At 41.4% G+C, this 25,449-nt stretch carries 17 protein-coding genes, 16 tRNA genes and 3 rRNA genes; 32 read left to right on the top strand and 4 right to left on the bottom strand.

Annotated elements, in window-relative coordinates; all coding sequences use genetic code 11:
• Positions 1 to 48: 48 nt before the first annotated feature.
• Positions 49 to 231 carry an SPJ_0845 family protein gene (locus PYW30_RS08040; protein ID WP_014025318.1) on the bottom strand — a complete coding sequence of 61 codons (183 nt, stop codon included), beginning with the start codon at positions 229 to 231 and terminating at the stop codon, positions 49 to 51.
• Between the two features lie 181 nt (positions 232 to 412).
• On the opposite strand from PYW30_RS08040, the gene tuf reads away from it, so the two are divergent.
• Positions 413 to 1,600, top strand: a complete 1,188-nt coding sequence (gene tuf / locus PYW30_RS08035; RefSeq protein WP_003133474.1) for an elongation factor Tu — start codon at positions 413 to 415, stop codon at positions 1,598 to 1,600.
• 115 nt (positions 1,601 to 1,715) lie between these two features.
• Here the strand turns inward: tuf and PYW30_RS08030 are convergent, their stop codons facing one another.
• Together PYW30_RS08030 and PYW30_RS08025 are read right to left on the bottom strand one after the other, a co-directional pair.
• The gene (locus PYW30_RS08030) at positions 1,716 to 2,060 is read right to left on the bottom strand and encodes a DUF1831 domain-containing protein (RefSeq protein ID WP_014025317.1); all 345 of its coding nucleotides are present in this window, start codon (positions 2,058 to 2,060) and stop codon (positions 1,716 to 1,718) included.
• A gap of 3 nt (positions 2,061 to 2,063) precedes the next feature.
• Positions 2,064 to 3,182, bottom strand: a complete 1,119-nt coding sequence (locus PYW30_RS08025) for a cysteine desulfurase family protein (protein ID WP_023889778.1) — start codon at positions 3,180 to 3,182, stop codon at positions 2,064 to 2,066.
• Between the two features lie 453 nt (positions 3,183 to 3,635).
• On the opposite strand from PYW30_RS08025, the gene PYW30_RS08020 reads away from it, so the two are divergent.
• Entirely contained in the window at positions 3,636 to 4,010 is a 375-nt protein-coding gene (locus PYW30_RS08020; protein ID WP_003133476.1) for a hypothetical protein, read from the top strand.
• 191 nt (positions 4,011 to 4,201) lie between these two features.
• On the opposite strand, the gene PYW30_RS08015 is transcribed toward PYW30_RS08020, so the two are convergent.
• On the bottom strand, positions 4,202 to 5,167 hold the full coding sequence (locus PYW30_RS08015) for a ribose-phosphate diphosphokinase (RefSeq protein WP_003133477.1): 966 nt from the start codon (positions 5,165 to 5,167) through the stop codon (positions 4,202 to 4,204).
• Between the two features lie 450 nt (positions 5,168 to 5,617).
• Here PYW30_RS08015 and PYW30_RS08010 point away from each other — a divergent pair, with 450 nt between their 5' ends.
• From PYW30_RS08010 to dnaG, 30 genes are all read left to right on the top strand, one after another.
• On the top strand, positions 5,618 to 6,559 hold the full coding sequence (locus PYW30_RS08010) for an ABC transporter substrate-binding protein (RefSeq protein WP_003133478.1): 942 nt from the start codon (positions 5,618 to 5,620) through the stop codon (positions 6,557 to 6,559).
• Positions 6,537 to 7,556, top strand: a complete 1,020-nt coding sequence (locus PYW30_RS08005; RefSeq protein WP_042219054.1) for a FecCD family ABC transporter permease — start codon at positions 6,537 to 6,539, stop codon at positions 7,554 to 7,556. The genes PYW30_RS08010 and PYW30_RS08005 overlap by 23 nt, the downstream gene beginning before the upstream one ends.
• A 1-nt stretch (position 7,557) precedes the next feature.
• The gene (locus PYW30_RS08000; RefSeq protein WP_023889776.1) at positions 7,558 to 8,334 is read left to right on the top strand and encodes an ABC transporter ATP-binding protein; all 777 of its coding nucleotides are present in this window, start codon (positions 7,558 to 7,560) and stop codon (positions 8,332 to 8,334) included.
• 475 nt (positions 8,335 to 8,809) lie between these two features.
• Positions 8,810 to 11,089 carry a polyribonucleotide nucleotidyltransferase gene (gene pnp / locus PYW30_RS07995; protein WP_042219053.1) on the top strand — a complete coding sequence of 760 codons (2,280 nt, stop codon included), beginning with the start codon at positions 8,810 to 8,812 and terminating at the stop codon, positions 11,087 to 11,089.
• A gap of 63 nt (positions 11,090 to 11,152) precedes the next feature.
• The gene (gene cysE, locus PYW30_RS07990; RefSeq protein ID WP_003133482.1) at positions 11,153 to 11,752 is read left to right on the top strand and encodes a serine O-acetyltransferase; all 600 of its coding nucleotides are present in this window, start codon (positions 11,153 to 11,155) and stop codon (positions 11,750 to 11,752) included.
• Complete coding sequence (gene cysS / locus PYW30_RS07985) at positions 11,736 to 13,088, top strand: cysteine--tRNA ligase (RefSeq protein ID WP_023889775.1); 1,353 nt, start codon at positions 11,736 to 11,738, stop codon at positions 13,086 to 13,088. Before cysE ends, cysS begins: the two co-directional genes overlap by 17 nt.
• Positions 13,081 to 13,482: a Mini-ribonuclease 3 gene (locus PYW30_RS07980; RefSeq protein WP_042219050.1), complete on the top strand. Its 402-nt coding sequence runs from the start codon at positions 13,081 to 13,083 to the stop codon at positions 13,480 to 13,482. Before cysS ends, PYW30_RS07980 begins: the two co-directional genes overlap by 8 nt.
• An 85-nt stretch (positions 13,483 to 13,567) precedes the next feature.
• Positions 13,568 to 13,939 carry a DUF1033 family protein gene (locus PYW30_RS07975; protein WP_019299023.1) on the top strand — a complete coding sequence of 124 codons (372 nt, stop codon included), beginning with the start codon at positions 13,568 to 13,570 and terminating at the stop codon, positions 13,937 to 13,939.
• Positions 13,940 to 14,081: 142 nt separating this feature from the next.
• Positions 14,082 to 14,630, top strand: coding sequence for a hypothetical protein (locus tag PYW30_RS07970; protein WP_042219048.1), 549 nt, complete (start codon positions 14,082 to 14,084; stop codon positions 14,628 to 14,630).
• A 154-nt stretch (positions 14,631 to 14,784) separates the two neighbouring features.
• Complete coding sequence (gene mnmG, locus PYW30_RS07965; RefSeq protein WP_096822697.1) at positions 14,785 to 16,659, top strand: tRNA uridine-5-carboxymethylaminomethyl(34) synthesis enzyme MnmG; 1,875 nt, start codon at positions 14,785 to 14,787, stop codon at positions 16,657 to 16,659.
• Between the two features lie 301 nt (positions 16,660 to 16,960).
• Positions 16,961 to 18,511 (top strand): 16S ribosomal RNA (locus PYW30_RS07960).
• 109 nt (positions 18,512 to 18,620) lie between these two features.
• Positions 18,621 to 18,693, top strand: a tRNA-Ala gene (locus PYW30_RS07955).
• A 166-nt stretch (positions 18,694 to 18,859) separates the two neighbouring features.
• Positions 18,860 to 21,763 (top strand): 23S ribosomal RNA (locus tag PYW30_RS07950).
• Positions 21,764 to 21,847: 84 nt separating this feature from the next.
• Positions 21,848 to 21,963: ribosomal RNA gene (gene rrf, locus PYW30_RS07945) — 5S ribosomal RNA — on the top strand.
• The 16S, 23S and 5S rRNA genes sit together here with 16 tRNA genes alongside, the layout of an rRNA operon.
• 4 nt (positions 21,964 to 21,967) lie before the next feature.
• Positions 21,968 to 22,040: transfer RNA gene (locus PYW30_RS07940), tRNA-Val, on the top strand.
• A gap of 2 nt (positions 22,041 to 22,042) precedes the next feature.
• A tRNA-Asp gene (locus PYW30_RS07935) sits at positions 22,043 to 22,115 on the top strand.
• Between the two features lie 38 nt (positions 22,116 to 22,153).
• Positions 22,154 to 22,226: transfer RNA gene (locus PYW30_RS07930), tRNA-Lys, on the top strand.
• A gap of 46 nt (positions 22,227 to 22,272) precedes the next feature.
• Positions 22,273 to 22,354, top strand: a tRNA-Leu gene (locus PYW30_RS07925).
• 11 nt (positions 22,355 to 22,365) lie between these two features.
• A tRNA-Thr gene (locus PYW30_RS07920) sits at positions 22,366 to 22,438 on the top strand.
• 71 nt (positions 22,439 to 22,509) lie between these two features.
• A tRNA-Gly gene (locus PYW30_RS07915) sits at positions 22,510 to 22,581 on the top strand.
• A 17-nt stretch (positions 22,582 to 22,598) separates the two neighbouring features.
• Positions 22,599 to 22,672, top strand: a tRNA-Arg gene (locus PYW30_RS07910).
• Positions 22,673 to 22,713: 41 nt separating this feature from the next.
• A tRNA-Pro gene (locus tag PYW30_RS07905) sits at positions 22,714 to 22,787 on the top strand.
• A gap of 28 nt (positions 22,788 to 22,815) precedes the next feature.
• Positions 22,816 to 22,889, top strand: a tRNA-Met gene (locus PYW30_RS07900).
• A 14-nt stretch (positions 22,890 to 22,903) separates the two neighbouring features.
• Positions 22,904 to 22,977: transfer RNA gene (locus PYW30_RS07895), tRNA-Ile, on the top strand.
• Between the two features lie 5 nt (positions 22,978 to 22,982).
• Positions 22,983 to 23,072 (top strand) — tRNA-Ser (locus PYW30_RS07890).
• 7 nt (positions 23,073 to 23,079) lie between these two features.
• Positions 23,080 to 23,152 (top strand) — tRNA-Phe (locus PYW30_RS07885).
• Positions 23,153 to 23,155: 3 nt separating this feature from the next.
• Positions 23,156 to 23,226 (top strand) — tRNA-Gly (locus tag PYW30_RS07880).
• Between the two features lie 39 nt (positions 23,227 to 23,265).
• Positions 23,266 to 23,339 (top strand) — tRNA-Ile (locus PYW30_RS07875).
• A 38-nt stretch (positions 23,340 to 23,377) separates the two neighbouring features.
• Positions 23,378 to 23,465, top strand: a tRNA-Ser gene (locus PYW30_RS07870).
• A 73-nt stretch (positions 23,466 to 23,538) separates the two neighbouring features.
• Positions 23,539 to 25,425: a DNA primase gene (gene dnaG / locus PYW30_RS07865; RefSeq protein WP_042219488.1), complete on the top strand. Its 1,887-nt coding sequence runs from the start codon at positions 23,539 to 23,541 to the stop codon at positions 25,423 to 25,425.
• Positions 25,426 to 25,449: the final 24 nt, after the last annotated feature.

Genomic DNA, 25,449 nt, shown 5'->3' with positions numbered 1-25,449 from the left:
TTTATTATTCTCAATTATATTCTAGCAAGAAATTAGTAAAATGTCACACTATTTACCAGAATCAACTGTTTCGGATTTTGAAGTATCTTTTGGTTCTAAGAATTTTGCAAATGGATCTTCTTGTTTATCAGTTTTTGCTGTTGCTTTATCAGTGTCTAAATCACCAGTTGAGACGCCTAGATCATCCATCATTTTATCGAAATCATCACGTTTTCTAAAAGTTAATCCCATATCGATATTACTCCTTATCATTTTTTATATATTTTACTACGAAAAGCCAAAAAAAGCCAGATAAATAGCAATAAAGTTTGCATTTAAAGCGAAAATCCAGTATAATGTTATGGAACGGTAGTTTGTGTAAAGCACTGCTACCTATAAAAAATATATTTTTTCTCAAAGGAGACATTTTAAAATGGCTAAAGAAGTTTACGACCGTAGCAAACCGCACGTAAATATTGGTACTATCGGACACGTTGACCATGGTAAAACTACCCTCTCAGCTGCAATCTCTAAAGTATTGTCTGACAAAGGTTACTCTAAAGCGACTGATTTCGCATCTATCGATGCTGCGCCAGAAGAACGCGAACGTGGTATCACTATCAACACTGCTCACATCGAGTACGAAACTGATAAACGTCACTATGCCCACATCGATGCCCCAGGTCACGCGGACTACGTTAAAAACATGATCACTGGTGCTGCCCAAATGGACGGTGCGATCCTCGTTGTTGCTGCAACTGACGGACCTATGCCACAAACACGTGAGCACATCTTGCTTTCACGTCAAGTTGGTGTTAAATACCTTATCGTATTCCTTAACAAAGCTGACCTCGTTGATGACGAAGAACTTATGGAACTTGTTGAAATGGAAGTCCGTGACCTCTTGTCAGAATACGACTTCCCAGGTGACGATACTCCAGTAATCGCTGGTTCAGCTCTTGGTGCTTTGAACGGTGAACCTCAATGGGTTGCTAAAGTTGAAGAACTTATGGACATCGTTGACGAATACATCCCAACTCCAGAACGTGACACTGACAAACCATTGTTGCTTCCAGTCGAAGACGTATTCTCAATCACTGGTCGTGGTACTGTTGCTTCAGGTCGTATCGAACGTGGTACTGTTAAAGTCAACGACGAAATCGAAATCGTTGGTATCAAAGAAGACACTAAAAAAGCTGTTGTTACTGGTATCGAAATGTTCCGTAAAACACTTGACGAAGGTCTTGCCGGCGATAACGTTGGTGTACTTCTCCGTGGTGTTCAACGTGACGAAATCGAACGTGGTCAAGTTATCGCTAAACCAGGTTCAATCACTCCACACACTAAATTCGAAGGTGAAGTTTACGTATTGAGCAAAGAAGAAGGCGGACGTCACACTCCATTCTTCGACAACTACCGTCCTCAATTCTACTTCCACACAACTGACGTTACTGGTTCAGTTAAACTTCCAGAAGGTACTGAAATGGTAATGCCTGGTGATAACGTTCACATCGACGTTGAACTTATCCACCCAGTTGCCATCGAACAAGGAACTACTTTCTCTATCCGTGAAGGTGGACGTACTGTTGGTTCAGGTATCGTAGCTGAAATCAAAGCATAATTCTTAATGAGTTATTGAAGTGAATGCACTTCCAAAAAAACCTCACATTTAGTGAGTTTTTTTTGTTGCGTACTTTTGGATGAGGATATAAAAAAACTCCCTTTAGGGGAGTTTTTTAGGCTTCATTTTTAATAAAGATTTCGCGATCAACAAAAGTATCCATTTGGAAATAAAATTTTTCTTGGATAATTTCGCTGGCATTTTTAAAGATGTTCACATTACGTAATCCAGATTTATCAGTAACGGAGAGTTTAAAGCCTGTTAAATCAGGATTAATAATAATTTTAAGGAGGAAGCCTTGACCAGAATTTGGAACTTCTTCAAGGATACGTTTAAACTCAAAGTTTCCGATATTATTTTGAGAAAATGTGGTGTCTTTGAGAGTAAATTTCTTAACTTTCGGTGATAATGTGTAGCTGTATTTGCAGCCTTCAAGTTTTTTTTCAGTAATAAAAGCCATCTTTTATAGTGCCCTTTCTTTTAGTGCTTTAACAAAATTGTGAATTTCTGCTTCAGTATTGAGTTCTGAAAAAGAAACACGAATATTTTCTTTAAGTTTTGGGGATTTAATACCATATACAGCTTCGAGAACATGTGAAGGATCAACCGTTCCCGCGGTACAAGCTGACCCAGTAGAAATTGCCACGCCAGCTAGATCAAGTTTTGCGAGCAATAAATCATGGTTTTTCCCTGGAAAACCGATGTTCACAACATGTGGCATACTAGGTCCAAATTCGTGTGTATAATACTCAATATCTGCAAGGTCCTCAAGAAGCGAGGCTTTCAGTTTTTCAACATGTGCATAATTATCGCTCATGTTCTCTGTTGCAATTTGCAGTGCTTTTGCCATGCCTAGGAGGGAATGGAGATTTTCTGTACCTGCACGACGTTTTTCTTCTTGCTCTCCCCCGTGGATAATACTGTCAAATTTTAGTCCAGAACGATGATAAAGAAAGCCAACACCTTTTGGACCATGGAATTTGTGTCCGCTAGCTGACAGAAAATCTATTTTTAGCTCCTCAGGATGTACGGGAATTTTACCCATTGTTTGTACCGCATCAACATGAAAAACAGCTGGATGATTTTCTAAAAGTTGGCCCACTTCTTTGATGGGAAGCAGTTGACCAGTTTCATTATTCGCCATCATCATTGAAACAAGAATTGTCTCTTCCCTCAGTTCATTTTCAATCAATTGGGCAGGGAAAGAGCCGTCAGCTTGAGGCTGAACAAAAGTAACATCAAAGCCATGACGTGTTTTCAAGTAGTTAAGAGCATTAAGTACTGAGGGATGCTCTAAGGCAGTGGTGATAATATGATTCCCGTTTTGACGATGCGCTAATGCATAACCCACCAAAGCGGTGGAGTTGGATTCGCTTCCGCCGGAAGTAAAAGTAATTGTTCCAGGTGAAACTTGGAGTGCCTGAGCTACTGTTTCTCTTGCCTGACGCACGAGCTGGCTCGCTTGACGACCAAAAGTGTGCGTACTGGACGGATTACCAAAATTGTTAGCAAGAACTTCCGTCATGACATCAACAACTTCAGGAAGTATAGGTGTTGTTGCGGCATTGTCTAGATATATAATTGTTTTTTCCTCTCTTTCGAGTTTCTATTAAAAGTCTTGTTTCAAGGGGGAAGGTCTTAGTGACTCAACCTCTATAATAAATGTATGTATTTCATTTATGTACTCTATACGAAAGCTTGATGACAATCGTAAGTTCCCATTATATCTATATTACCATGTTTTATATTTTTTTTCTGAAATTCGAACGCTTACGCTAAATTTTTTTAAGGAAATGCAGTTATGAGAAGAGAAAGAAGAAGCTAAAGTAAGGACAGAACATGAAAAAAGCCACCTAGGCAGAAAGGTGACCTTTGAAAGATGTATTAATTATATTATTGTGATCTGCCTATGCCAATTATAACACTGACACGTATTAAAGTATAATTTTTTAAACGATGTGGAACAATCTAGAAATGAAGGATATAATAAATTTAAGCTTGATAAGCAATCTTATAGGAAGGGAAGAAAAGAGATATGGAATATAACTTACTAGGTATATCGGCATTAATTGTAATTATTTTAGGATTAACATGGCTCAAGGATGGCGAAAAAATGGATCCACCATTGAAGAAGAGGATAGTGATCGACGGTGTAACAATAGCAATCTTTTGGGGTGTTTTCGAATTTTATAAGTTTTCAAATGTGAAAATGTACACCCATGAAATAGAATTTGTCATCAATAGTTCCTTACTTTTTTTCTTTGCACGTATGCTTCAACTCATTTGTCAAATCAATCCATTATTTCAAGAGCTCTTTGTCTATCTCAAGTCAAAAGGGGTTACTCTAGAGGACAAAAAAATAAAAGAAGAAACGCCAAAAGAAAAGAATGAGGATAATAGAGAGCACTAACCATTTCAAGGTCTGTTAACAAAAGACAACGTGATTGAGAAGAAGATATGATAGAGTAAATACGGCAAATCAAAATAGCGATTAAAATTTCCTGAATGTGAAGCCTCGTCTTGCCAGCGTGGTTTTTTTTCATATAAAAAACCAGCTAAAAGCTGGTGAGGAATGAACTTAAATATTGTTCAGAATAGACTTTAGTCTTGATTTTTATCAAATTTGAAGAGTGGAGATACTGGACGTCCTTCGTGAATACGAAGAATTGCATCTGCCATGTGTTTGTCTACGCTAAGATATTTTACATTGTTAGGTTTACGGTTTTTAGTAGCGACAGAATCAGTGACGAGAACTTCACAAATACCTGACTTTTCAAGTAAGTCAGCAGCGGTCTTAGTAAAGAGACCGTGACTTGCTACGGCATAAACATCTCCAGCGCCTGCTTCGCGTACGACAGAAGCAGCATTTGAGAAGGTTACACCTGTGTTGAGGATATCGTCAATGAGAATAACTTTTTTCCCTTCAACATTACCGATGATATAACCATTTTCACGTTTTGCATCGTCATCTTCATAGTCAACGATGGCAATAGGAGCTTCTAAATATTCCGCGAGACTACGCGCGCGTTTGATACCTGAGTTTTTAGGAGCAACAACCACAACGTCATCGCCAGACAATCCCTGATTCATGTAGTACTCAGCAAAAAGTGGAACAGTGAAGAGATTATCGACAGGAATATCAAAGAAACCTTGTACTTGAACTGCGTGGATATCTAAAGTGAGTACACGATCTGCTCCCGCTTTAACGAGCATATCAGCGACAAGCTTAGCTGTGATTGGTTCACGACTTGAAGCAGTTCGGTCTTGACGCGCATAACCAAAGTATGGCATAACGATATTGACAGAATGTGCAGATGCACGGACGCAAGCATCAATCATGATCAACAATTCCCAAATGTTATCATTGACGGGACAACTTGTTGACTGGATAATATAAACATCATGATTACGAACACTTTCTTCCATGTTAATCATGATTTCTCCGTCAGAAAATTGTTTTGAAGTTACTTTCCCCAAAGGAACATCCATAATTTTGCTAATTTTTTCAGCCAATTCGGGATTTGAGTTCAGTGAAAAAAGTTTAAGTTGTGCGTCAGAATAAGTCACAGTTTTTCTCCTATAATATTATGATATGTCTATTCTATCAAATTTGAGGGGGATTGCATAGCGCTATTTACGTGAAACATTTCACGTTATATTGGCAGAGTTAGAATAAAGAAATTTTTAATGCAAGAGGTTTGATAATTAGAGTCCTCTTCTTATCAATCTATCGTGTGTAACAGGCCAAGTGTTTTAGCTACCGAAGTTAGGCGTAGACATGGTAAAATAAGAAGAATGTTATGTCACAAGATGAGAGAAATAAAAATAATATAAGAAGAGCGGCAAGACTTCTTAGCAGTACTTAAACTACTGAGAGGACACAGACCACGTCATCTTTTTGACTGTCTTTGAGTAAATAAGAGCTGTCAAGGACCTTTGTTTCTTTTTGTCTGGTCAAAGCAAGAGAAAAATGTAGGGCTTTGCATGAGTAGAGCTTTTTTTAGTGAGGGAGAACAAATGAAAAAGAAAACACTAACGATAATTGGTTTGCTGTTTATAGCGGTCAGTTTATCATCATGTACAAAAAATAAACATGTGACTCAGGAAGGAAACCAATCTCAAGTTGAAATTACGACACCACAAGGTGAAAAAGTAAAAATTCCGCAAAATATTCAGAGAGTTGTGTCACTCTCACCCGCAGTGACACAAGTGATTAACGATCTTGGACAAAAAGATAAACTTATTGCTGTAGATACGCAAAGTCCTAAGTATGTTAAGGGTTTGGAAAAAGTGCAGCAGACAGACCTTATGAACCTGGATCTTGAAAAAATAATGGCGCTCAAGCCAGAACTTTTATTTGTGAGTGATTTGACCCTGTTCCAATCGGAAGATAAAATTAAGAAACTCCAGGATAAAGGAACGGCAGTTGTTGTCTTACCTACAGAAAAGAATTTTAAAGAAATCGAAGATAATATTTGCCTTGTGGCGACAGCTTTAAACCAAAAAGAAAAAGGGGAGCAAGTGACGCGTCAGATGGAGAAAGACATCGCTGCTTTTAAAGAACAAGCCACAAAAATAAGTCCTAAGAAAAGAGTGCTGTTTGAAATCGCTGCTTCTCCAGAAATTTATAGTATGGGAAAGGATACTTATATCAATGAGATGATTGAAACGATTGGAGCTGAGAATGTGATGGCCAAAGAGGCAGGAGCAATCAAAGTTTCAGAAGAAGCAGCAATTATGGCTAATCCAGATGTGATCTTAACAAATGTAGAATATGTTCCGGATCCTATTAATGATATTTTAAGATTGAAAGGTTGGGAAGAGGTGACAGCAGTAAAAAATAAAGCTGTTTACTCTATTGATAACGAAAGAAGTTCGCTTCCCAATCAACATATAGTAAAGGCAATGACAGAAATGGCCAAAGCGGTATATCCTGATGTATACAAAAATTTCAAATAAGAATAGAATAAGCATCATTATTCTACTTTTGGCACTGTCTTTACTGGCAATGCTTCTCAGTCTTCGCATAGGAAGTGCTCCGATATCAGTAGGCGATTTAATGAGTATGATGATAGGCAGAGGGAATAGTTCTGCTCCTCTTTTGCAGGACATTCTTCTTGAAGTGCGCATGCCCCGGATTTTGCTCAGCTTTCTTGTTGGTTTAGCCTTGGGTGCGAGTGGAACTGTGATGCAGTCCCTTCTACAAAATCCTTTAGCTTCTTCCTATACCTTAGGTGTATCATCCGGTGCTTCATTAGGGGCTTCAACTGTGATGCTATTCGGTATTAATTTTATGAGCCCTTCCATTTCGATGAGCCTTGCGGGCTTTGCTTTTGGACTTGTAACTGTTGTTATCGTTTTACTCTTTGCTCAACAATTTTCCCAAGCCTTAGAGAATCAAACTATTATTTTGGTGGGAATGGTATTTTCTTTGTTTGTGAATTCCTTTTTAACCTTAATGATGACTTTTTCGCCGGATTATATGCAACGTATCATTTTCTGGCAATTAGGGAGTTTTTCGGGGGCTTCATGGGAAAACGTACAGCTCCTTGCTTTGCTTTTTACCTTTAGTTTTTTCTGCTTGATTTACTTTCACCGAGAAATGGATATTTTGAGTTTTGGTGATGCCTTTGCTTTGAGTCAAGGAGTAGAAGTCAAGCGTACGAAAGTTCTTTTAATTGGTTTGTCGACTTTGCTCACAGGAGCCAGCGTAGCTATGACCGGAGTGATTGGCTTTGTCGACTTGATTGCACCTCATGTCGCTCGCCGGTTGTTTGGGGCGACACATAAGTGGGTTCTCCCTAGTTCAGCACTTGTGGGCGGCTTGCTCTGTGTTCTTGCTGATACTGTGGCAAGAAGTGTTTTCCAATCAAGAGAATTACCAATTGGAGCGGTAACAGCCCTCATTGGTGCGCCATTCTTCTGCTATATTTTCTTTAGGAAAGGACAAGTATGAGATGTTAAAAGTTGAAAATCTGAAGGTGGAGTATTCGGGAAAAGAAATTCTTTCTGATATTAGTTTTTCTGTCAAAGCAGGGGAAAGGTTAGCAATTTTAGGGCCAAATGGTAGTGGAAAATCAACACTTTTGAAGAGTCTTGCTGGTTTACTAAAATATGAAGGAAAGATTGAGTTTAACGAACAATCATTGGCAACATTAAAAAGAATTGAATTAGCGGAAAAAGTGGCTCTTCTCTCTCAAAATCCAGCTGTATATTTTTCTTATTCCGTCTATGAAACCTTGATGATGGGGCTCTACACCCAACTGAGAAAACGATTTATGGCAGTGGCACGCGTCCAAGATAAGGCACGTGTAGCACAAGTGATGGTGGCGCTTGATTTGGATAAGATAAAAGATCAACAACTGTCAACACTTTCTGGGGGCCAACTGCAGCGTGTCTTTTTTGCCCGGACATTATTACAGAACCCTCAAATTGTTTTATTGGATGAACCCAATAATCATTTGGATATCTATTACCAACTAGAAATGTTGCGCAATATTGATAAGTATTTTACTCAAAATCAAATCATCATTGCTGTTTTTCATGATATTAATTTGGCACTGTCTTTTTCGGAAAATATTTTGGTTTTACAGGAAGGAAAAATCTTAAAACAAGGAAAAGCCAACGCGGTACTTTCTCGTTCTTTTTTGGAGCAAGTTTACCAGACTGATGTTTTAGATTATATGCTTGAAAAACATAAATTTTGGCAGGAAATTGATAAAAAGCAAGAATAGAGACAGGTTTTGTCAAGTCAAATAAAAATAAAAAAAGCAACGTTAACGTTGTCTTTTTTATTCTCTCGAACAATCCTTTTATAATGATAAAGGAGCTTGGTGTATTAATATAGACCTCAAATGAATGATTGTAAAAGATGAATTTCGTAATGAGTTAACGACGCGCATCGACTTTTCCTTTTCAGTTGAGTTTTTGAAATTCTTCTTATTATAACACGATTTGAGGGGCTCTATATTTTAAGAAAGGTGCGTTAGAAAATGTTCAAAAACGCAGAGAAAAGTGAGCGTTTTCTTTTGCTGAGATTGGACGCCTAAAACCGTTATAGATTGCTCTTATGAAGCTTTTTTTATCCTCAAAAATATAGTATAATGAGCACAGTGCTCTTCTATACAAAAATGAGTTTACTTGTGGGAAAGAAAATTGATTTTTGGATAGAAATGAGAAGCACAGAAAACTTGAAAAGCGGGAGAAAACATGACAAAAGAAACTTTCAGAATGAATTTTGCAGGACGCGAGCTTGTTGTTGAAACAGGTCAAGTTGCCAAGCAAGCCAATGGTGCAGTTGTTGTTCGCTATGGAGACACAACCGTGCTGACTGCAGCAACCATGTCGAAAAAAATGGCAAACGGTGATTTTTTCCCTTTGCAAGTTAATTATGAAGAAAAAATGTATGCCGCAGGAAAATTTCCTGGAGGCTTTAATAAGCGTGAAGCACGCCCATCAACGTATGCTACTTTGACTGCCCGTTTGATTGATCGCCCTATACGTCCAATGTTTGCTGATGGTTTTCGAAATGAAGTGCAAGTCATCAATACTGTACTTTCCTATGATGAAAACGCAAGTGGACGCATGGCAGCGATGTTCGGAAGTTCCTTGGCACTAGCCATTTCAGATATTCCTTTTGACGGTCCGATTGCGGGTGTTGAAGTGGGCTATATAGATGGAGAAATTATCATTAATCCCGATGTTGAGCAGACCCTACAGTCTGATTTGGATCTTATTGTCGCTGGAAATATAGATGCGATCAATATGGTAGAGTCAGGTGCAAAGGAATTATCAGAAACGGTTATGCTCGAAGCTCTCCTTGCAGGACACGAGGCGATTAAAGAACTTATTGCTTTCCAAAATGAGATTGTTGCCAAAGTTGGTAAGGACAAGGCAGAGGTTGAACTTTTACGTGTCGATGAAACGTTGAAAGCTCAAATTATTGCAGACTATAATAAAGACTTGCAAGCTGCTGTACAAGTGGAAGAAAAGCTTGCGCGTGAAGCTGCCACTCAAGCCCTTAAAGAGCGTGTCAAAGCAGAATATGAAACAACCTATGCCCAACACGAAGAGTTTGAACGAATCATGCGTGATGTTGCTGAGATTCTGGAGGGAATGGAACATACAGAAGTCCGCCGCCTCATCACAGAGGATAAAATTCGTCCTGATGGTCGTAAAGTCGACGAAATTCGTCCTTTGGAAGCAGAAATCGACTTTACACCAAATACAATTACCCACGGCTCAGCTCTCTTTACACGAGGGCAAACGCAAGCCTTGTCAACTTTGACTTTGGCCCCGATGGGTGAAGCACAAGTTATTGATGGCTTGGATCTTGAATATAAAAAACGTTTCATGCACCACTATAATTTTCCACAGTATTCCGTAGGAGAAACTGGACGTTATGGTGCACCTGGACGCCGCGAAATAGGTCATGGTGCACTTGGTGAACGCGCGCTTGAGCAAGTGATGCCGTCACTGGAAGAGTTTCCTTATGCAGTACGTTTAGTTGCGGAAGTACTAGAGTCGAATGGCTCTTCATCGCAAGCTTCGATTTGTGCAGGGACACTGGCCTTGATGGCTGGAGGAGTACCAATCAAGGCACCTGTAGCTGGAATTGCTATGGGCTTAATCTCGGATGGTTCCAACTATACTATTTTGACAGATATTCAAGGTTTGGAAGATCACTTTGGCGATATGGATTTCAAAGTTGCAGGTACACGTGAGGGGATTACTGCTTTACAAATGGACATCAAAATTTCAGGCATCACTGCCGAAATTTTGGCAGAAGCACTTGCACAGGCAAAACGTGCCCGCTTTGAAATATTAGATGTGATTGAAGCAACGATTTCGGAACCCCGTTCAGAACTTGCACCATCAGCACCTAAAATTGATACGATTAAAATTGATACGGATAAAATTAAGGTTGTTATTGGTAAGGGCGGCGAAACGATTGACAAAATTATCGAAGAGACAGGTGTCAAAATCGACATTGATGAAGATGGACTTTGTTCTATCTTTTCGCCTGACCAGGCAGCGATTAACCGAGCGAAAGAAATCATTACAGAATTAGTCCGCGAAGCCAAGGTCGGCGATGTGTATGAAGCCAAGGTAGTAAGAATCGAAAAATTCGGAGCATTTGTTCATCTTTTTGGCCATACTGATGCCATGGTGCATATTTCAGAACTTGCATGGAATCGCACGAACAAAGTAGAAGATGCCTTGAAGCTTGGAGATCTTGTTAAAGTCAAGATTACAAAAGTTGATGAGAAAGGTCGTGTTGACGCCTCAGTACGTGCTTTACTAGAAAAACCGGAAGGCTATGTAGAACCTGAGCATAAGCCACGCGAACGTCGTAATGGGAATAACGGAAATGGTCATCGTGGATACCATAAAGAAAAACCATCTGGGCCTAAATTTGAGCGTCGTGAACGCAAAGCGCCAGTCATAGATGAAGAGTTTCCAGAATTATCAACAACTCGACCAGAATGATAAAAAGGAGAAAGGCGCAGTGTAATGCGCTTTTCCTATAGATTTTTGCTATAATAAATGAATATGAAAAATAAAAAGAGAGGCTTTTGGCAGGAAGCCATCCGTGTCACTAAAGAAAATGATCCTGCTGCACGAACTGGGCTAGAAGTTCTCTTGACTTATCCGGGAGTAAAAGCTTTAGCAGCACATCGTTTTAGTCATTGGCTTTGGACGCATAACTTTAAACTTTGGGCGCGGATGAACTCACAGTTTTGGCGTTTTTGGACACAAATTGAAATTCATCCAGGAGCAACGATTGCCCACGGCGTTTTTATCGATCACGGTTCTGGATTGGTTATCGGTGAGACAGCGATAGTAGAAACAGATGTTAAACTTTATCACGGAGTAACCCTTGGAGGAACAGGAAAAGATAAAGGGAAACGTCACCCTACGGTGCGTAAGGGGGCCTTAATATCAGCACACTCACAGTTGCTTGGTCCTATCGAAATTGGTGAAAATGCCAAAGTAGGTGCTGGTGCTGTTGTCGTAAGTGATGTTCCACCTGAAGTCACAGTAGTAGGAATTCCAGCAAAAGTGGTTCGAGTTAAGGGACAAAAAGATTCAGAGAAAATTTCGTCCATAGAAGAAAAAAGGGAGGCGAGCTATCATGCTTCACATCTATAACACAATGACAAGAAAAATCGAGGAGTTCCATCCCCTTGAAGAAAATAAGATAAAGATGTATGTTTGTGGACCAACAGTCTATAACTACATTCATATCGGGAATGCACGTTCTGTTGTTGCTTTTGATTTAATCCGTAGATATATGGAATACAAGGGCTTTGAAGTGACTTACGTCTCTAACTTTACAGATGTTGATGATAAAATTATCAAAGGAGCAGCTCAAGAGCATCTTACACCACTTGAATTATCTGACAAATATATCGCCGCATTTTATCAAGATACAGATGCTCTCAATGTCAAACGTGCAACAGTAAATCCAAGAGCCACTAACTATATTGACAAGATGATTACTTTTATTCAAGATTTAATGGATAAAGGGTTCGCTTACGAAGCAGAAGGCGACGTTTATTTTCGTGTTTCAAAATCAGAAGGTTATGCGAAGCTCGCAAATAAAAATTTAGAAGAACTGCTGCAAGGTGCTTCTGGTCGAACAGATGAAGAAACAGCACGTAAAGAAAGCCCCGCGGATTTTGCCTTATGGAAAGCTGCGAAAAAAGACGAAATTTCTTGGTCAAGTCCTTGGGGTGAAGGACGCCCAGGTTGGCATATCGAATGTTCAGTGATGAGCAGTGACCTCTTAGGGGATACTTTGGATATACATGCTGGAGGAGCAGACCTCGAGTTTCCCCATCATACCAATGAAATTGCGCAATCAGAAGCAAAAACAGGTAAAAAATTTGTAAACTACTGGATGCACAATGGTTTTGTAAATGTTAGTGGCGAAAAAATGTCCAAGTCTTTAGGAAACTTTAAAACCGTGCATGAAATGCTTGACGTAGTAAGTCCAACAGTTCTCCGCTTTTTCTTGGCTACGACTCACTATCGCCGACCTGTTAACTTTACGGATGAAGCCGTACAAGATGCAGAAAACAATGTCAAAAAGATTGAAAATGCTTACCGCAATCTTGATGTAGAGGGTCAGGCTGACTTAGAAGCTCTTGCTAAATTTAAAGCAGAGTTTGAAACAGCAATGGATGAGGACTTCAATATTGCGAATGGTTTAACTGTTTTTTATGATTTCATCACTTGGGTAAATAAGGGAAATGGCGGATTAGAAGTGAAAGCTTTCTTTGAGGATGTTCTCTTAATTCTCGGCTTGCATTTTGAAAATCAAGATATAAGCTTAGATGCTGAAATTGAAGACTTAATCGAAGCAAGACAAGCGGCAAGAGCAGCACGAGATTTTGCTCAAGCAGACAAGATTCGTGATGAATTAAAGGCACAAGGGATTGTTCTTGAAGATACTGCTCAAGGTGTGAGGTGGCATCGTGAATAAAAAAGATGCAGAGTTATTAAATGGTGTAGCACTCGCTTATATCGGAGATGCTGTTTATGAAGTTTTCATTAGAGACTACCTCTTAGATAAAGGTCTAACCAAACCTGGAGAACTTCAACGTCAAGCGATTCAATACGTTTCCGCGAAAGCGCAGGCTGCCTTGATTCGTAAAATGGAAGAAGTGGACTTTCTAACAGAGGAGGAACTTCTTTACTTCAAGCGTGGGCGAAATGCACACTCTAAAACAACAGCTAAAAACACAGATGTTGTGACTTATCGTATATCGACAGGTTTTGAAGCAGTTGTAGGTTTCTTACACTTGACTAAAAAGATAGAACGTTTAGAAGAATTTGCTGCCTTTTGCATTAAGAATATCGACATATCTGCAAAATAGTTCAAAATATTTCTCAAAAGCATATTTTTTCGTTACAATACATAACAAGAGATGTATATTAAAGAAAAGAAGCTGGACAAGAAATATGTATAGAGTAATCACAATGTCAGGCTATGATGAACCATGGTGGTTTTTTGAAGACTGGCAAAAAGATATTCAATCAGTAGATGAATATGAAGACTTCTATCAAGCTTTGAAAAAGTACAAAAGTGAATGGCTAAAAATGGCAAAAAGCTATAAAGAATTTAAAAGCCAAGACGACCTTTTAGCTGCATTCTGGAGAAGTGGAGATGAGATCTGGTGCGAAGAATGTGCAGGATACCTCCAACGTTATCAAAGTTTGATGCTGTTAGAAGATTGGCATGTGCTTCCAGTAGAGAAAAAACGCTGGGCATATGGTAAATCTTCTGGAGACTTACCTCCCAAATTTTGTAATAAATTGTGGGATAAAAAATAATCAAATGCAAAAGACTTCTAGCCACTCAGCTAGAAGTCTTTTAATGTCAAAAAGTCTCCAAGTAAAACGTTATTGAAGATTAAGTTATTTTGTTATAATTATTTTATAATCAAAATCTAATCAAAATAGAAAGGAGTCCTTCTTGAAAAAACTGCTTGTTATCACAGATGTTACATTAGCTCTTACTGCTGTTCTTTTAATTTTTGCTGTGAAACAGGGTGAGCATCCGGTTGTAGCACCAACAATAGAGTTTGCGAAAGCAGAACAATACAGACCAGAAAAAACAGTAAATATTGAACAAATAAAGATGGGAAATTTTGAAACTATTCATGGGGATTGGGTCAATTATGAAAGTGATATTGATGGAAGAAGAGTACGTGTTTTGGATACAAAAGTGACAAAGCAGAAACGGGATTTCTATCTCCAATATGGAGGTATAAATGAACAAACAGGTCAGGTTTACTTGTGGATGTACTTAGAAGGAATCGCTCCTGAAAACGGCTCACGATTTGAAATTTATCCTAAAGGCACGCCAGTTCCGGTCAAATTAAGAAATGGCACGATTGATTACTCAGGTAAATATGATCCAACGTCTCGAGAAAAAGACCGAATTCTACCAGAAGGTTCAGCGCGAACAGTAGAGGAACTCGCTTCGTTGGTCTTGTATCGGGATGGTGAAGCCTTAGTGTAAAAATAAACAGGAAAATACTCTTGAAAAAATTTTTGAAAAGAGTTAAAATAGTCCTATCATAAAAACTCGATGGTCAAGGCTCGGGAAGATATGTGCTTTTTAGCATGTATTTTTCACTGGCTTTGGCTTTTTGTTTTGTAAAAATGGAGAAATTATGGAATTTCAAGAAAAATATGATGTTATAGTGATTGGGGCGGGGCATGCTGGTGTAGAAGCAGCACTCGCTTCAGCTCGTATGGGCACCAAAACCCTTTTATTAACAATTAACCTCGACATGGTTGCTTTCATGCCCTGCAACCCTTCAATCGGTGGTTCTGCTAAAGGAATAGTCGTTCGTGAAATTGATGCCCTAGGTGGGGAGATGGGACGAAATACTGACAAGACCTATATTCAGATGAAAATGTTGAATACGGGTAAAGGACCTGCAGTCCGTGCCTTGCGTGCACAAGCAGATAAGGCGTTGTACTCTCAGGAAATGAAGCATACAGTTGAAAATCAAGAGAATCTAACCTTACGTCAAGCAATGGTAGAAGAAATTTTGGTTGATGCTGGAAAAGTAACAGGTGTAAAAGTTACAACTGGAGCGAAGTATGCTGCCCAAGCCGTTATCGTTACTACAGGAACTGCTTTACGCGGTGAAATTATCATTGGTGAGCTTAAATATTCCTCAGGACCAAACAATTCGCTAGCCTCTGTCAGCTTGGCTGATAACTTACGCAATTTAGGATTTGAAATTGGCCGCTTCAAAACAGGGACACCGCCACGTGTGCTTTCATCAAGTATTAACTATGATGCGACAGAGATTCAACCAGGGGATGAAAAACCAAATCACTTTAGCTTTTTGTCAAAAGATGAAGATTACCTCACAGAGCAGATTCCTTGTTGGCTTACCTACACAAGTAAAACAACACATGAGATTATTCAAGAAAATTTGCACCGTGCTCCAATGTTTTCAGGGATTGTCAAAGGTGTCGGTCCACGTTATTGCCCTTCTATAGAAGATAAAGTTGTACGTTTTGCGGATAAACCCCGCCACCAACTTTTCTTGGAACCAGAAGGACGCAATACAGAAGAAGTGTATATCCAAGGTTTATCCACAAGTTTACCGGAAGATGTTCAGTTTGATTTGGTCCGCTCTATTCCTGGTTTAGAAGATGCAAAAATGATGCGTACTGGTTATGCTATCGAATATGACGTGGTTCTGCCTCACCAGCTCCGTCCAACATTGGAAACGAAACTTGTTTCAGGACTTTTCACTGCGGGACAAACAAATGGTACATCTGGTTATGAAGAAGCAGCTGGTCAAGGGTTGGTTGCGGGAATCAATGCAAGTCTTAAAGTTCAAGGGAAAGAAGAGCTCATCCTAAAACGAAGCGATGCATATATCGGAGTAATGATTGATGACCTTGTGACTAAGGGCACATTAGAGCCTTATCGATTATTGACTTCTCGTGCCGAGTATCGCTTAATTTTACGTCATGATAACGCAGATATGCGTTTGACATCTATTGGACGAGAAATTGGTTTAGTTGGTGACGAGCGCTGGGATGCTTTCCAAGATAAACTCACTTCTTACCAAACAGAAATTGCTCGTCTTAATAAAGAAAAACTAAAACCACTTGCGGATACGCAAGAAAAACTTGGAATGATGGGATTTGGTCCAATCAAAGATGCTTTGACGGGCATCGAGTTCTTAAAACGCCCTGAGGTGAAGTATTCTGATGTCGTTAGATTTGTTGGCGAATCTTCTGAAGAACTCGATCGAACAGTCATCGAACTTATTGAAACAGAAGTTACTTATGAGGGCTACATCAAAAAAGCAAAAGAACAAGTTGAAAAGATGCACCGCTTAGAAGCTAAACGCATTCCTAAAAATATGAATTGGGATGCCTTAGACAGTATCGCAACGGAAGCGCGCCAAAAATTCAAGAAAATAAATCCTGAAACCTTAGGACAAGCAAGCCGTATTTCAGGAGTAAATCCTGCCGATATTTCCATTTTGATGGTTTATCTTGAAGGCAAAAGATAAAAATGTAAATCAGACACTAGGTGTCTGATTTTTTTAGTGTTAAAGAACGTGACAACGGCGGGGTTTTCCGAACAAGGGTAAAAAAAGAAGTAAAAAACCACAGTTTATTCTTGACAGGGAGGGAGTAGTTTGATAGAATATAATAGTTGTCGCGAGAGAGCGTATCTCCCGTGAGAGCGATAGACCTTTGAAAACTGAATAAAGTAGAATGACTATATGCGAGAAGGGAACTTCTTGTATACCAACTGTCAATTCAATAATGAAAGACAAAACAACAGCCAGTTCATTTGATGAACTAAATTTAAATGAGAGTTTGATCCTGGCTCAGGACGAACGCTGGCGGCGTGCCTAATACATGCAAGTCGAGCGATGATTAAAGATAGCTTGCTATTTTTATGAAGAGCGGCGAACGGGTGAGTAACGCGTGGGAAATCTGCCGAGTAGCGGGGGACAACGTTTGGAAACGAACGCTAATACCGCATAACAATGAGAATCGCATGATTCTTATTTAAAAGAAGCAATTGCTTCACTACTTGATGATCCCGCGTTGTATTAGCTAGTTGGTAGTGTAAAGGACTACCAAGGCGATGATACATAGCCGACCTGAGAGGGTGATCGGCCACACTGGGACTGAGACACGGCCCAGACTCCTACGGGAGGCAGCAGTAGGGAATCTTCGGCAATGGGGGCAACCCTGACCGAGCAACGCCGCGTGAGTGAAGAAGGTTTTCGGATCGTAAAACTCTGTTGTTAGAGAAGAACGTTAAGTAGAGTGGAAAATTACTTAAGTGACGGTATCTAACCAGAAAGGGACGGCTAACTACGTGCCAGCAGCCGCGGTAATACGTAGGTCCCAAGCGTTGTCCGGATTTATTGGGCGTAAAGCGAGCGCAGGTGGTTTCTTAAGTCTGATGTAAAAGGCAGTGGCTCAACCATTGTGTGCATTGGAAACTGGGAGACTTGAGTGCAGGAGGAGGAGAGTGGAATTCCATGTGTAGCGGTGAAATGCGTAGATATGGAGGAAACACCGGAGGCGAAAGCGGCTCTCTGGCCTGTAACTGAACACTGAGGCTCGAAAGCGTGGGGAGCAAACAGGATTAGATACCCTGGTAGTCCACGCCGTAAACGATGAGTGCTAGCTTGTAGGGAGCTATAAGTTCTCTGTAGCGCAGCTAACGCATTAAGCACTCCGCCTGGGGAGTACGACCGCAAGGTTGAAACTCAAAGGAATTGACGGGGGCCCCGCACAAGCGGTGGAGCATGTGGTTTAATTCGAAGCAACGCGAAGAACCTTACCAGGTCTTGACATACTCGTGCTATCCTTAGAGATAAGGAGTTCCTTCGGGACACGGGATACAGGTGGTGCATGGTTGTCGTCAGCTCGTGTCGTGAGATGTTGGGTTAAGTCCCGCAACGAGCGCAACCCTTATACTAGTTGCCATCATTAAGTTGGGCACTCTAGTGAGACTGCCGGTGATAAACCGGAGGAAGGTGGGGATGACGTCAAATCATCATGCCCCTTATGACCTGGGCTACACACGTGCTACAATGGATGGTACAACGAGTCGCCAACCCGCGAGGGTGCGCTAATCTCTTAAAACCATTCTCAGTTCGGATTGCAGGCTGCAACTCGCCTGCATGAAGTCGAATCGCTAGTAATCGCGGATCAGCACGCCGCGGTGAATACGTTCCCGGGCCTTGTACACACCGCCCGTCACACCACGGAAGTTGGGAGTACCCAAAGTAGGTTGCCTAACCGCAAGGAGGGGCGCTTCCTAAGGTAGACCGATGACTGGGGGTGAAGTCGTAACAAGGTAGCCGTATCGGAAGGTGCGGCTGGATCACCTCCTTTCTAAGGAATATAAAAAAAGATGTTGTTCTACTTTATTCAGTTTTGAGGGGTCTATAAAGACCAACAAGCAGTCTTTTGATGCAAGATAGAGAAGATTGCGTTGAGAGAAGGGGCCTTAGCTCAGCTGGGAGAGCGCCTGCTTTGCACGCAGGAGGTCAGCGGTTCGATCCCGCTAGGCTCCATAAGATACGGAAGTATCTGGTCAACGAAGACGTTAAAATAGGAATTGATCATTGAAAACTAAATAACAATATCTTATAACGATAAATAAACCGAGAAATGTTTTAAACATTCTGTAAAGCTGCGAATTCTTTTAAAGAGTTCGAAAAAACTTATACTTGTTTTAATGGCAAAGTTAATAAGGGCGCACGGTGGATGCCTTGGCATTAAGAGCCGAAGAAGGACGTGACTAACGACGATATTCTAGGGGGAGCAGTAAGTACGCATTGATCCCTAGGTCTCCGAATGGGGAAAACCCACTATGTTATGCATAGTATCCGTAAGTGAATACATAGCTTACGCGAAGGTAACGCAGAGAACTGAAACATCTAAGTACCTGCAGGAAGAGAAAGTAAAAACGATTTCCTAAGTAGCGGCGAGCGAACGGGAAACAGGCCAAACCAAGAAGCTTGCTTCTTGGGGTTGTAGGACTGCAACGTGGACTTAAAGTCTATAGAAGAATTACCTGGGAAGGTAAGCCAAAGAGAGTAATAGCCTCGTATTTGAAATAGACTTTATACCTAGCAGTATCCTGAGTAGGGCTGGACACGCGAAATTCCAGTTTGAATCCGGGAGGACCATCTCCAAGCCTAAATACTCCTTAATGACCGATAGTGAACCAGTACCGTGAGGGAAAGGTGAAAAGAACCCCGGGAGGGGAGTGAAATAGCACCTGAAACCGTGTGCCTACAAGAAGTTCGAGCCCGTCAATGGGTGAGAGCGTGCCTTTTGTAGAATGAACCGGCGAGTTACGTTATGATGCGAGGTTAAGCTGAAGAGGCGGAGCCGTAGCGAAAGCGAGTCTGAATAGGGCGCTTTAGTATCATGATGTAGACCCGAAACCTAGTGACCTATCCATGAGCAGGTTGAAGGTGCGGTAAGACGCACTGGAGGACCGAACCAGGACACGTTGAAAAGTGTTTGGATGACTTGTGGGATAGCGGAGAAATTCCAAACGAACTGGGAGATAGCTGGTTCTCTCCGAAATAGCTTTAGGGCTAGCGTCGCAATTTAAGTGTATTGGAGGTAGAGCACTGTTTGGATGAGGGGCCCATCTCGGGTTACCAATTTCAGATAAACTCCGAATGCTAATACACATGTGCGGCAGTCAGACTGCGAGTGCTAAGATCCGTAGTCGAAAGGGAAACAGCCCAGACCACCAGCTAAGGTCCCAAAATATATGTTAAGTGGAAAAGGATGTGGGGTTGCACAGACAACTAGGATGTTAGCTCAGAAGCAGCTATCATTCAAAGAGTGCGTAATAGCTCACTAGTCGAGTGACCCTGCGCCGAAAATGTACCGGGGCTAAACATATTACCGAAGCTGTGGATTTAATATTAATTAAATGGTAGGAGAGCGTTGTAATCAGCGATGAAGGTATACCGTGAGGGGTGCTGGAGCGATTACAAGTGAGAATGCCGGTATGAGTAGCGCAAGATAAGTGAGAATCTTATCCACCGTAAGACTAAGGTTTCCAGGGGAAGGCTCGTCCGCCCTGGGTTAGTCGGGACCTAAGGCGAGGCCGAAAGGCGTAGTCGATGGACAACAGGTTGATATTCCTGTACTAGTATTGTTAGTGATGGAGGGACGCAGTAGGCTAAAGGGAGCCAGTTAATGGATTCTGGTCTAAGCAGTGAGGTGTGGAATGTGTCAAATGCATTTTCCTTTAACATTGAGCTGTGATGGGGAAGCAACTACGGTTGCGAAGCCCTTGATGTCACACTGCCAAGAAAATCTTCTAGCGTTTAATTCAATACTACCCGTACCGCAAACCGACACAGGTAGTCGAGGCGAGTAGCCTCAGGTGATCGAGAGAACTCTCGTTAAGGAACTCGGCAAAATGACCCCGTAACTTCGGGAGAAGGGGTGCTGTAGAAATACAGCCGCAGTGAAAAGATCCAAGCAACTGTTTATCAAAAACACAGCTCTCTGCTAAACCGCAAGGTGATGTATAGGGGGTGACGCCTGCCCGGTGCTGGAAGGTTAAGAGGAGGGGTTAGACATTAGTCGAAGCTCTGAATTGAAGCCCCAGTAAACGGCGGCCGTAACTATAACGGTCCTAAGGTAGCGAAATTCCTTGTCGGGTAAGTTCCGACCCGCACGAAAGGCGTAATGATTTGGATACTGTCTCAACGAGAGACTCGGTGAAATTTTAGTACCTGTGAAGATGCAGGTTACCCGCGACAGGACGGAAAGACCCCATGGAGCTTTACTGCAGATTGATATTGAGTACCTGTGAAGCATGTACAGGATAGGTAGGAGACTTTGACCTTGGGACGCTAGTTTCAAGTGAGTCGCTGTTGGGATACTACCCTTGCTTCATGGTTGCTCTAACCCACACGCATAATCGGCGTGGGAGACAGTGTCTGTCGGGCAGTTTGACTGGGGCGGTCGCCTCCTAAAGAGTAACGGAGGCGCCCAAAGGTTCCCTCAACATGGTTGGAAATCATGTGTAGAGTGTAAAGGTATAAGGGAGCTTGACTGCGAGAGCTACAACTCGAGCAGGTAGGAAACTAGGGCTTAGTGATCCGGTGGTACCGCATGGAAGGGCCATCGCTCAACGGATAAAAGCTACCCTGGGGATAACAGGCTTATCTCCCCCAAGAGTTCACATCGACGGGGAGGTTTGGCACCTCGATGTCGGCTCGTCGCATCCTGGGGCTGTAGTCGGTCCCAAGGGTTGGGCTGTTCGCCCATTAAAGCGGCACGCGAGCTGGGTTCAGAACGTCGTGAGACAGTTCGGTCCCTATCCGTCGCGGGCGTAGGAAATTTGAGAGGATCTGCCCTTAGTACGAGAGGACCGGGGTGGACTTACCGCTGGTGTACCAGTTGTTCCGCCAGGAGCACCGCTGGGTAGCTATGTAGGGAAGGGATAAGCGCTGAAAGCATCTAAGTGCGAAGCCCACCTCAAGATGAGATTTCCCATTCTTTATGAATTAAGAGCCCTGAGAGATGATCAGGTTGATAGGCTGGAAGTGGAAGTCCTGCGAGGGATGGAGCGGACCAGTACTAATAGCTCGAGGACTTTACCAAGTAATAGAACATATGAGTTTAGCTTTACTTATTTATCAAGAGATTGTTATTTAGTTTTGAGTGTTCAATACATTCAGACCATGATTTGGTATTCATTGCATAGGAGATACACCTGTTCCCATGTCGAACACAGAAGTTAAGTCCTATTACGCCGGAAGTAGTTGGGGGTTGCCCCCTGTGAGATATGGTAAATGCCAAGTGATTGGGAGTTTAGCTCAGCTGGGAGAGCATCTGCCTTACAAGCAGAGGGTCAGCGGTTCGATCCCGTTAACTCCCATAGGTTCCGTAGTGTAGCGGTTATCACGTCGCCCTGTCACGGCGAAGATCGCGGGTTCGATTCCCGTCGGAACCGTTTCAAGTAGACTTACTTGAAAGGTAATAAAAGAAATAGACTCGTTAGCTCAGTTGGTAGAGCATTTGACTTTTAATCAAAGGGTCGCTGGTTCGAGCCCAGCACGGGTCATACTTTAACATTAGGTTGAGGTATAAAGCGTAAAAGAACTTGTCAAGCGGATGTGGTGAAATTGGCAGACACGCTAGATTTAGGTTCTAGTGCTTTAGGGCGTGGGGGTTCAAGTCCCTTCATCCGCATTTCTTTTATAGCCGACTTAGCTCAGTTGGTAGAGCATCTGATTTGTAATCAGAGGGTCGCGTGTTCGAATCATGTAGTCGGCATTCCTTTAACTGTTTAGACCTAATGGAGTACAGCTAGAGGTATGAAGAGAGTTTAACTTTCTTTAAGCGTTGCGAACGTAGTTCAGGGGTAGAACACAACCTTGCCATGGTTGGGGTCGCGAGTTCGAATCTCGTCGTTCGCTTTAAAATTAAATATTATGCACCCGTGGCTCAACTGGATAGAGTACCTGACTACGAATCAGGCGGTTGCAGGTTCGAATCCTGCCGGGTGCATTGATTTCTGAATGAAATCATGATGATAATGAACTTTATCTCGGGAAGTAGCTCAGCTTGGTAGAGTACTTGGTTTGGGACCAAGGTGTCGCAGGTTCGAATCCTGTCTTCCCGATTGATAGATTAATCTATCAGAAATTTTTGGCGGTGTAGCTCAGCTGGCTAGAGCGTTCGGTTCATACCCGAGAGGTCGGGGGTTCGATCCCCTTCGCCGCTATTATATTTACAGCTGGATCTTTAGCTCAGTTGGTTAGAGCTCTCGGCTCATAACCGAGCGGTCGTTGGTTCGAATCCAACAAGATCCACTTTTGGAGGATTACCCAAGTCCGGCTGAAGGGAACGGTCTTGAAAACCGTCAGGCGGGTAAAACCGTGCGTGGGTTCGAATCCCACATCCTCCTTTCCTTTGGCTCGGTAGCTCAGTTGGTAGAGCAATGGATTGAAGCTCCATGTGTCGGCGGTTCGATTCCGTCTCGCGCCATTTGCGGGTGTAGTTTAGTGGTAAAACCTCAGCCTTCCAAGCTGATGTTGTGAGTTCGATTCTCATCACCCGCTTAAAATTTTTCTAGAATATAGAAGATTTTTTAATAATTTGGGAGCATAGCTCAGTTGGTTAGAGCACTGTGTTGATAACGCAGGGGTCCGAGGTTCAAATCCTCGTGTTCCCATAGATGTTTATAATATCTATATATTGTGAATAACTGGTGGGGAGTTACTCAAGAGGCTGAAGAGGACGGTTTGCTAAATCGTTAGGTCGGGAAACCGGCGCGAGGGTTCGAATCCCTTACTCCCCTTCCGTACAACGACTATTGTTGAATAGTCGTTTTTTATGCTTTATGTAGAATGTTTAAGATGAGAGGGGGTTAGATGGCTTTTCTTACAAACGAAGAAGTAACCGAGTTAAAAAATCAGGTAAATATTGCTGATTTGATTTCACAATATGTACCTCTCACGAAGTCAGGAAAGAATTATTTAGGGCTTTGCCCTTTTCATGGGGAAAAAACGCCGAGTTTCAATGTCAATGCTGATAAAGGCTTTTATCACTGTTTTGGTTGTGGAAAATCAGGCGATGTTATTGATTTTATAAAAGATTATAAACAAGTTGGTTTTGTGGATGCAGTAAAAGATGTGGCGAGTTTTGCTGGCATCACTTTAAATATTGAGGATGATTCTACTGCAGAAAAAGATAACCCTAATGCACTGCTCTATGATATAAACAATCAAGCTGCACGCCTTTATAATATCGTTTTAACCTCTACAGAAATTGGTGAAAAAGCCCGACTTTATTTGGAAAAACGAGGAATTACTGCTGATATTATCAAGCAGTTTAATATCGGTTTAGCACCAGACGAAAACGATTTTATTTTTAAAAATCTATCTGGGAAATTTGATGAAAGTGTGCAAGCGAATTCGGGGCTTTTCAACTTTTCAAGCAACAAGGTTTTTGATGCTTTTCAAAATAGAATTATGTTTCCCCTCAAAAATGAGTACGGGCATGTTGTTGGATTTTCAGGCCGAAAATGGCAAGAAAATGATACAAGTAAGGCAAAGTATATTAATACAAGTGCAACGAAAATCTTTGATAAGTCTTACGAGCTTTATAATCTAGATAGAGCAAAACCTGTTATTTCTAAAACTCGTGAAGTTTACTTAATGGAAGGGTTCATGGACGTTATTGCAGCTTATAAAGCTGGTATATTTAATGTTGTGGCGACCATGGGGACAGCTTTAACTGAGAAACACGTAAAGCGTTTAAAAAAAATAGCTAAAAATTATGTTCTTATCTATGATGGTGATCAGGCGGGTCAAAATGCGATATATAAAGCAATTGACTTGATTGGTGAAGAGAAGACACAGATTGTTCGTGTTCCGGAAGGTCTGGATCCAGACGATTACAGCAAAAAGTATTCTTTAGAGTCATTAGCTGGTCTGATGGAAAACAGTAGGATACAACCGACAGAGTTTCTGATTGATTATCTGAAGCCTGAAAACCTTTCGAATCTGCAAAATCAATTGGATTTTATTGAGCAAATGGCGCCTGTTATTGCAAGGGTTTCGTCAATTACGGCCCAGGATGCTTTTATAAGAAAATTAGTTGAGATTTTACCTGATTTCGAGTATAATCAAGTAGAGCAATCTGTCAATTTAAAGCGTGAAAACGTCCTTAAATCAAGGGCAGCAGCGGGAAATTTTGAAGAGAGTTTTGGGAGCTTTTCGGAAGAAGATTTTACGAATTATTTTGATCCTGGTTTTATTGCATCGGAACAAGATTATTATGAAACTTTTTCCCCTGCTCAAGAGGCTGTTAAAACTGTACAACAGCCGCAACTTCCAAGTTTATCACGAAGTGAACGAGCAGAGGAGCAACTTCTGAATCGCATGATTTATCACCAAAGTGTTCTTCAGAAATTTGCAGAGGATGAAACTTTTCGCTTTGTCCACCAGCGTTACCAGAACCTTTTTGACAAAATCATACTTGAGGTTATGAGTTTTGAAGAAATTGATCCTTCTCACTTTGGTAGCTCACTAGATGCCGACGAGAAAAATTTATTTTATCAAATCCTAAGCCTTGATTTGCCAGATGAGACAAGTAGTCAGGAGCTCGACGATTTGGTAGCCGTTTTTGCAAAGGAAATGGAGCAAATAAAGTTTAGTGAATTGCAAAAACAACTAGAGAATGCCCAAAAAGTAGGCAACAAGGAACGTGAGCTGGAACTCACAATCCAAATTATTAATCAGAAGAAAAAAATATAAGCTATTACTTATATTGTTCATTGG

The organism is Lactococcus garvieae subsp. garvieae (assembly GCF_029024465.1).
In the GTDB taxonomy this organism is placed as follows: Bacteria; Bacillota; Bacilli; order Lactobacillales; family Streptococcaceae; genus Lactococcus; species Lactococcus garvieae.
The sequence above is the reverse complement of the archived record's forward strand: the minus strand, read 5'-3'. Positions and strand labels throughout refer to the sequence as shown.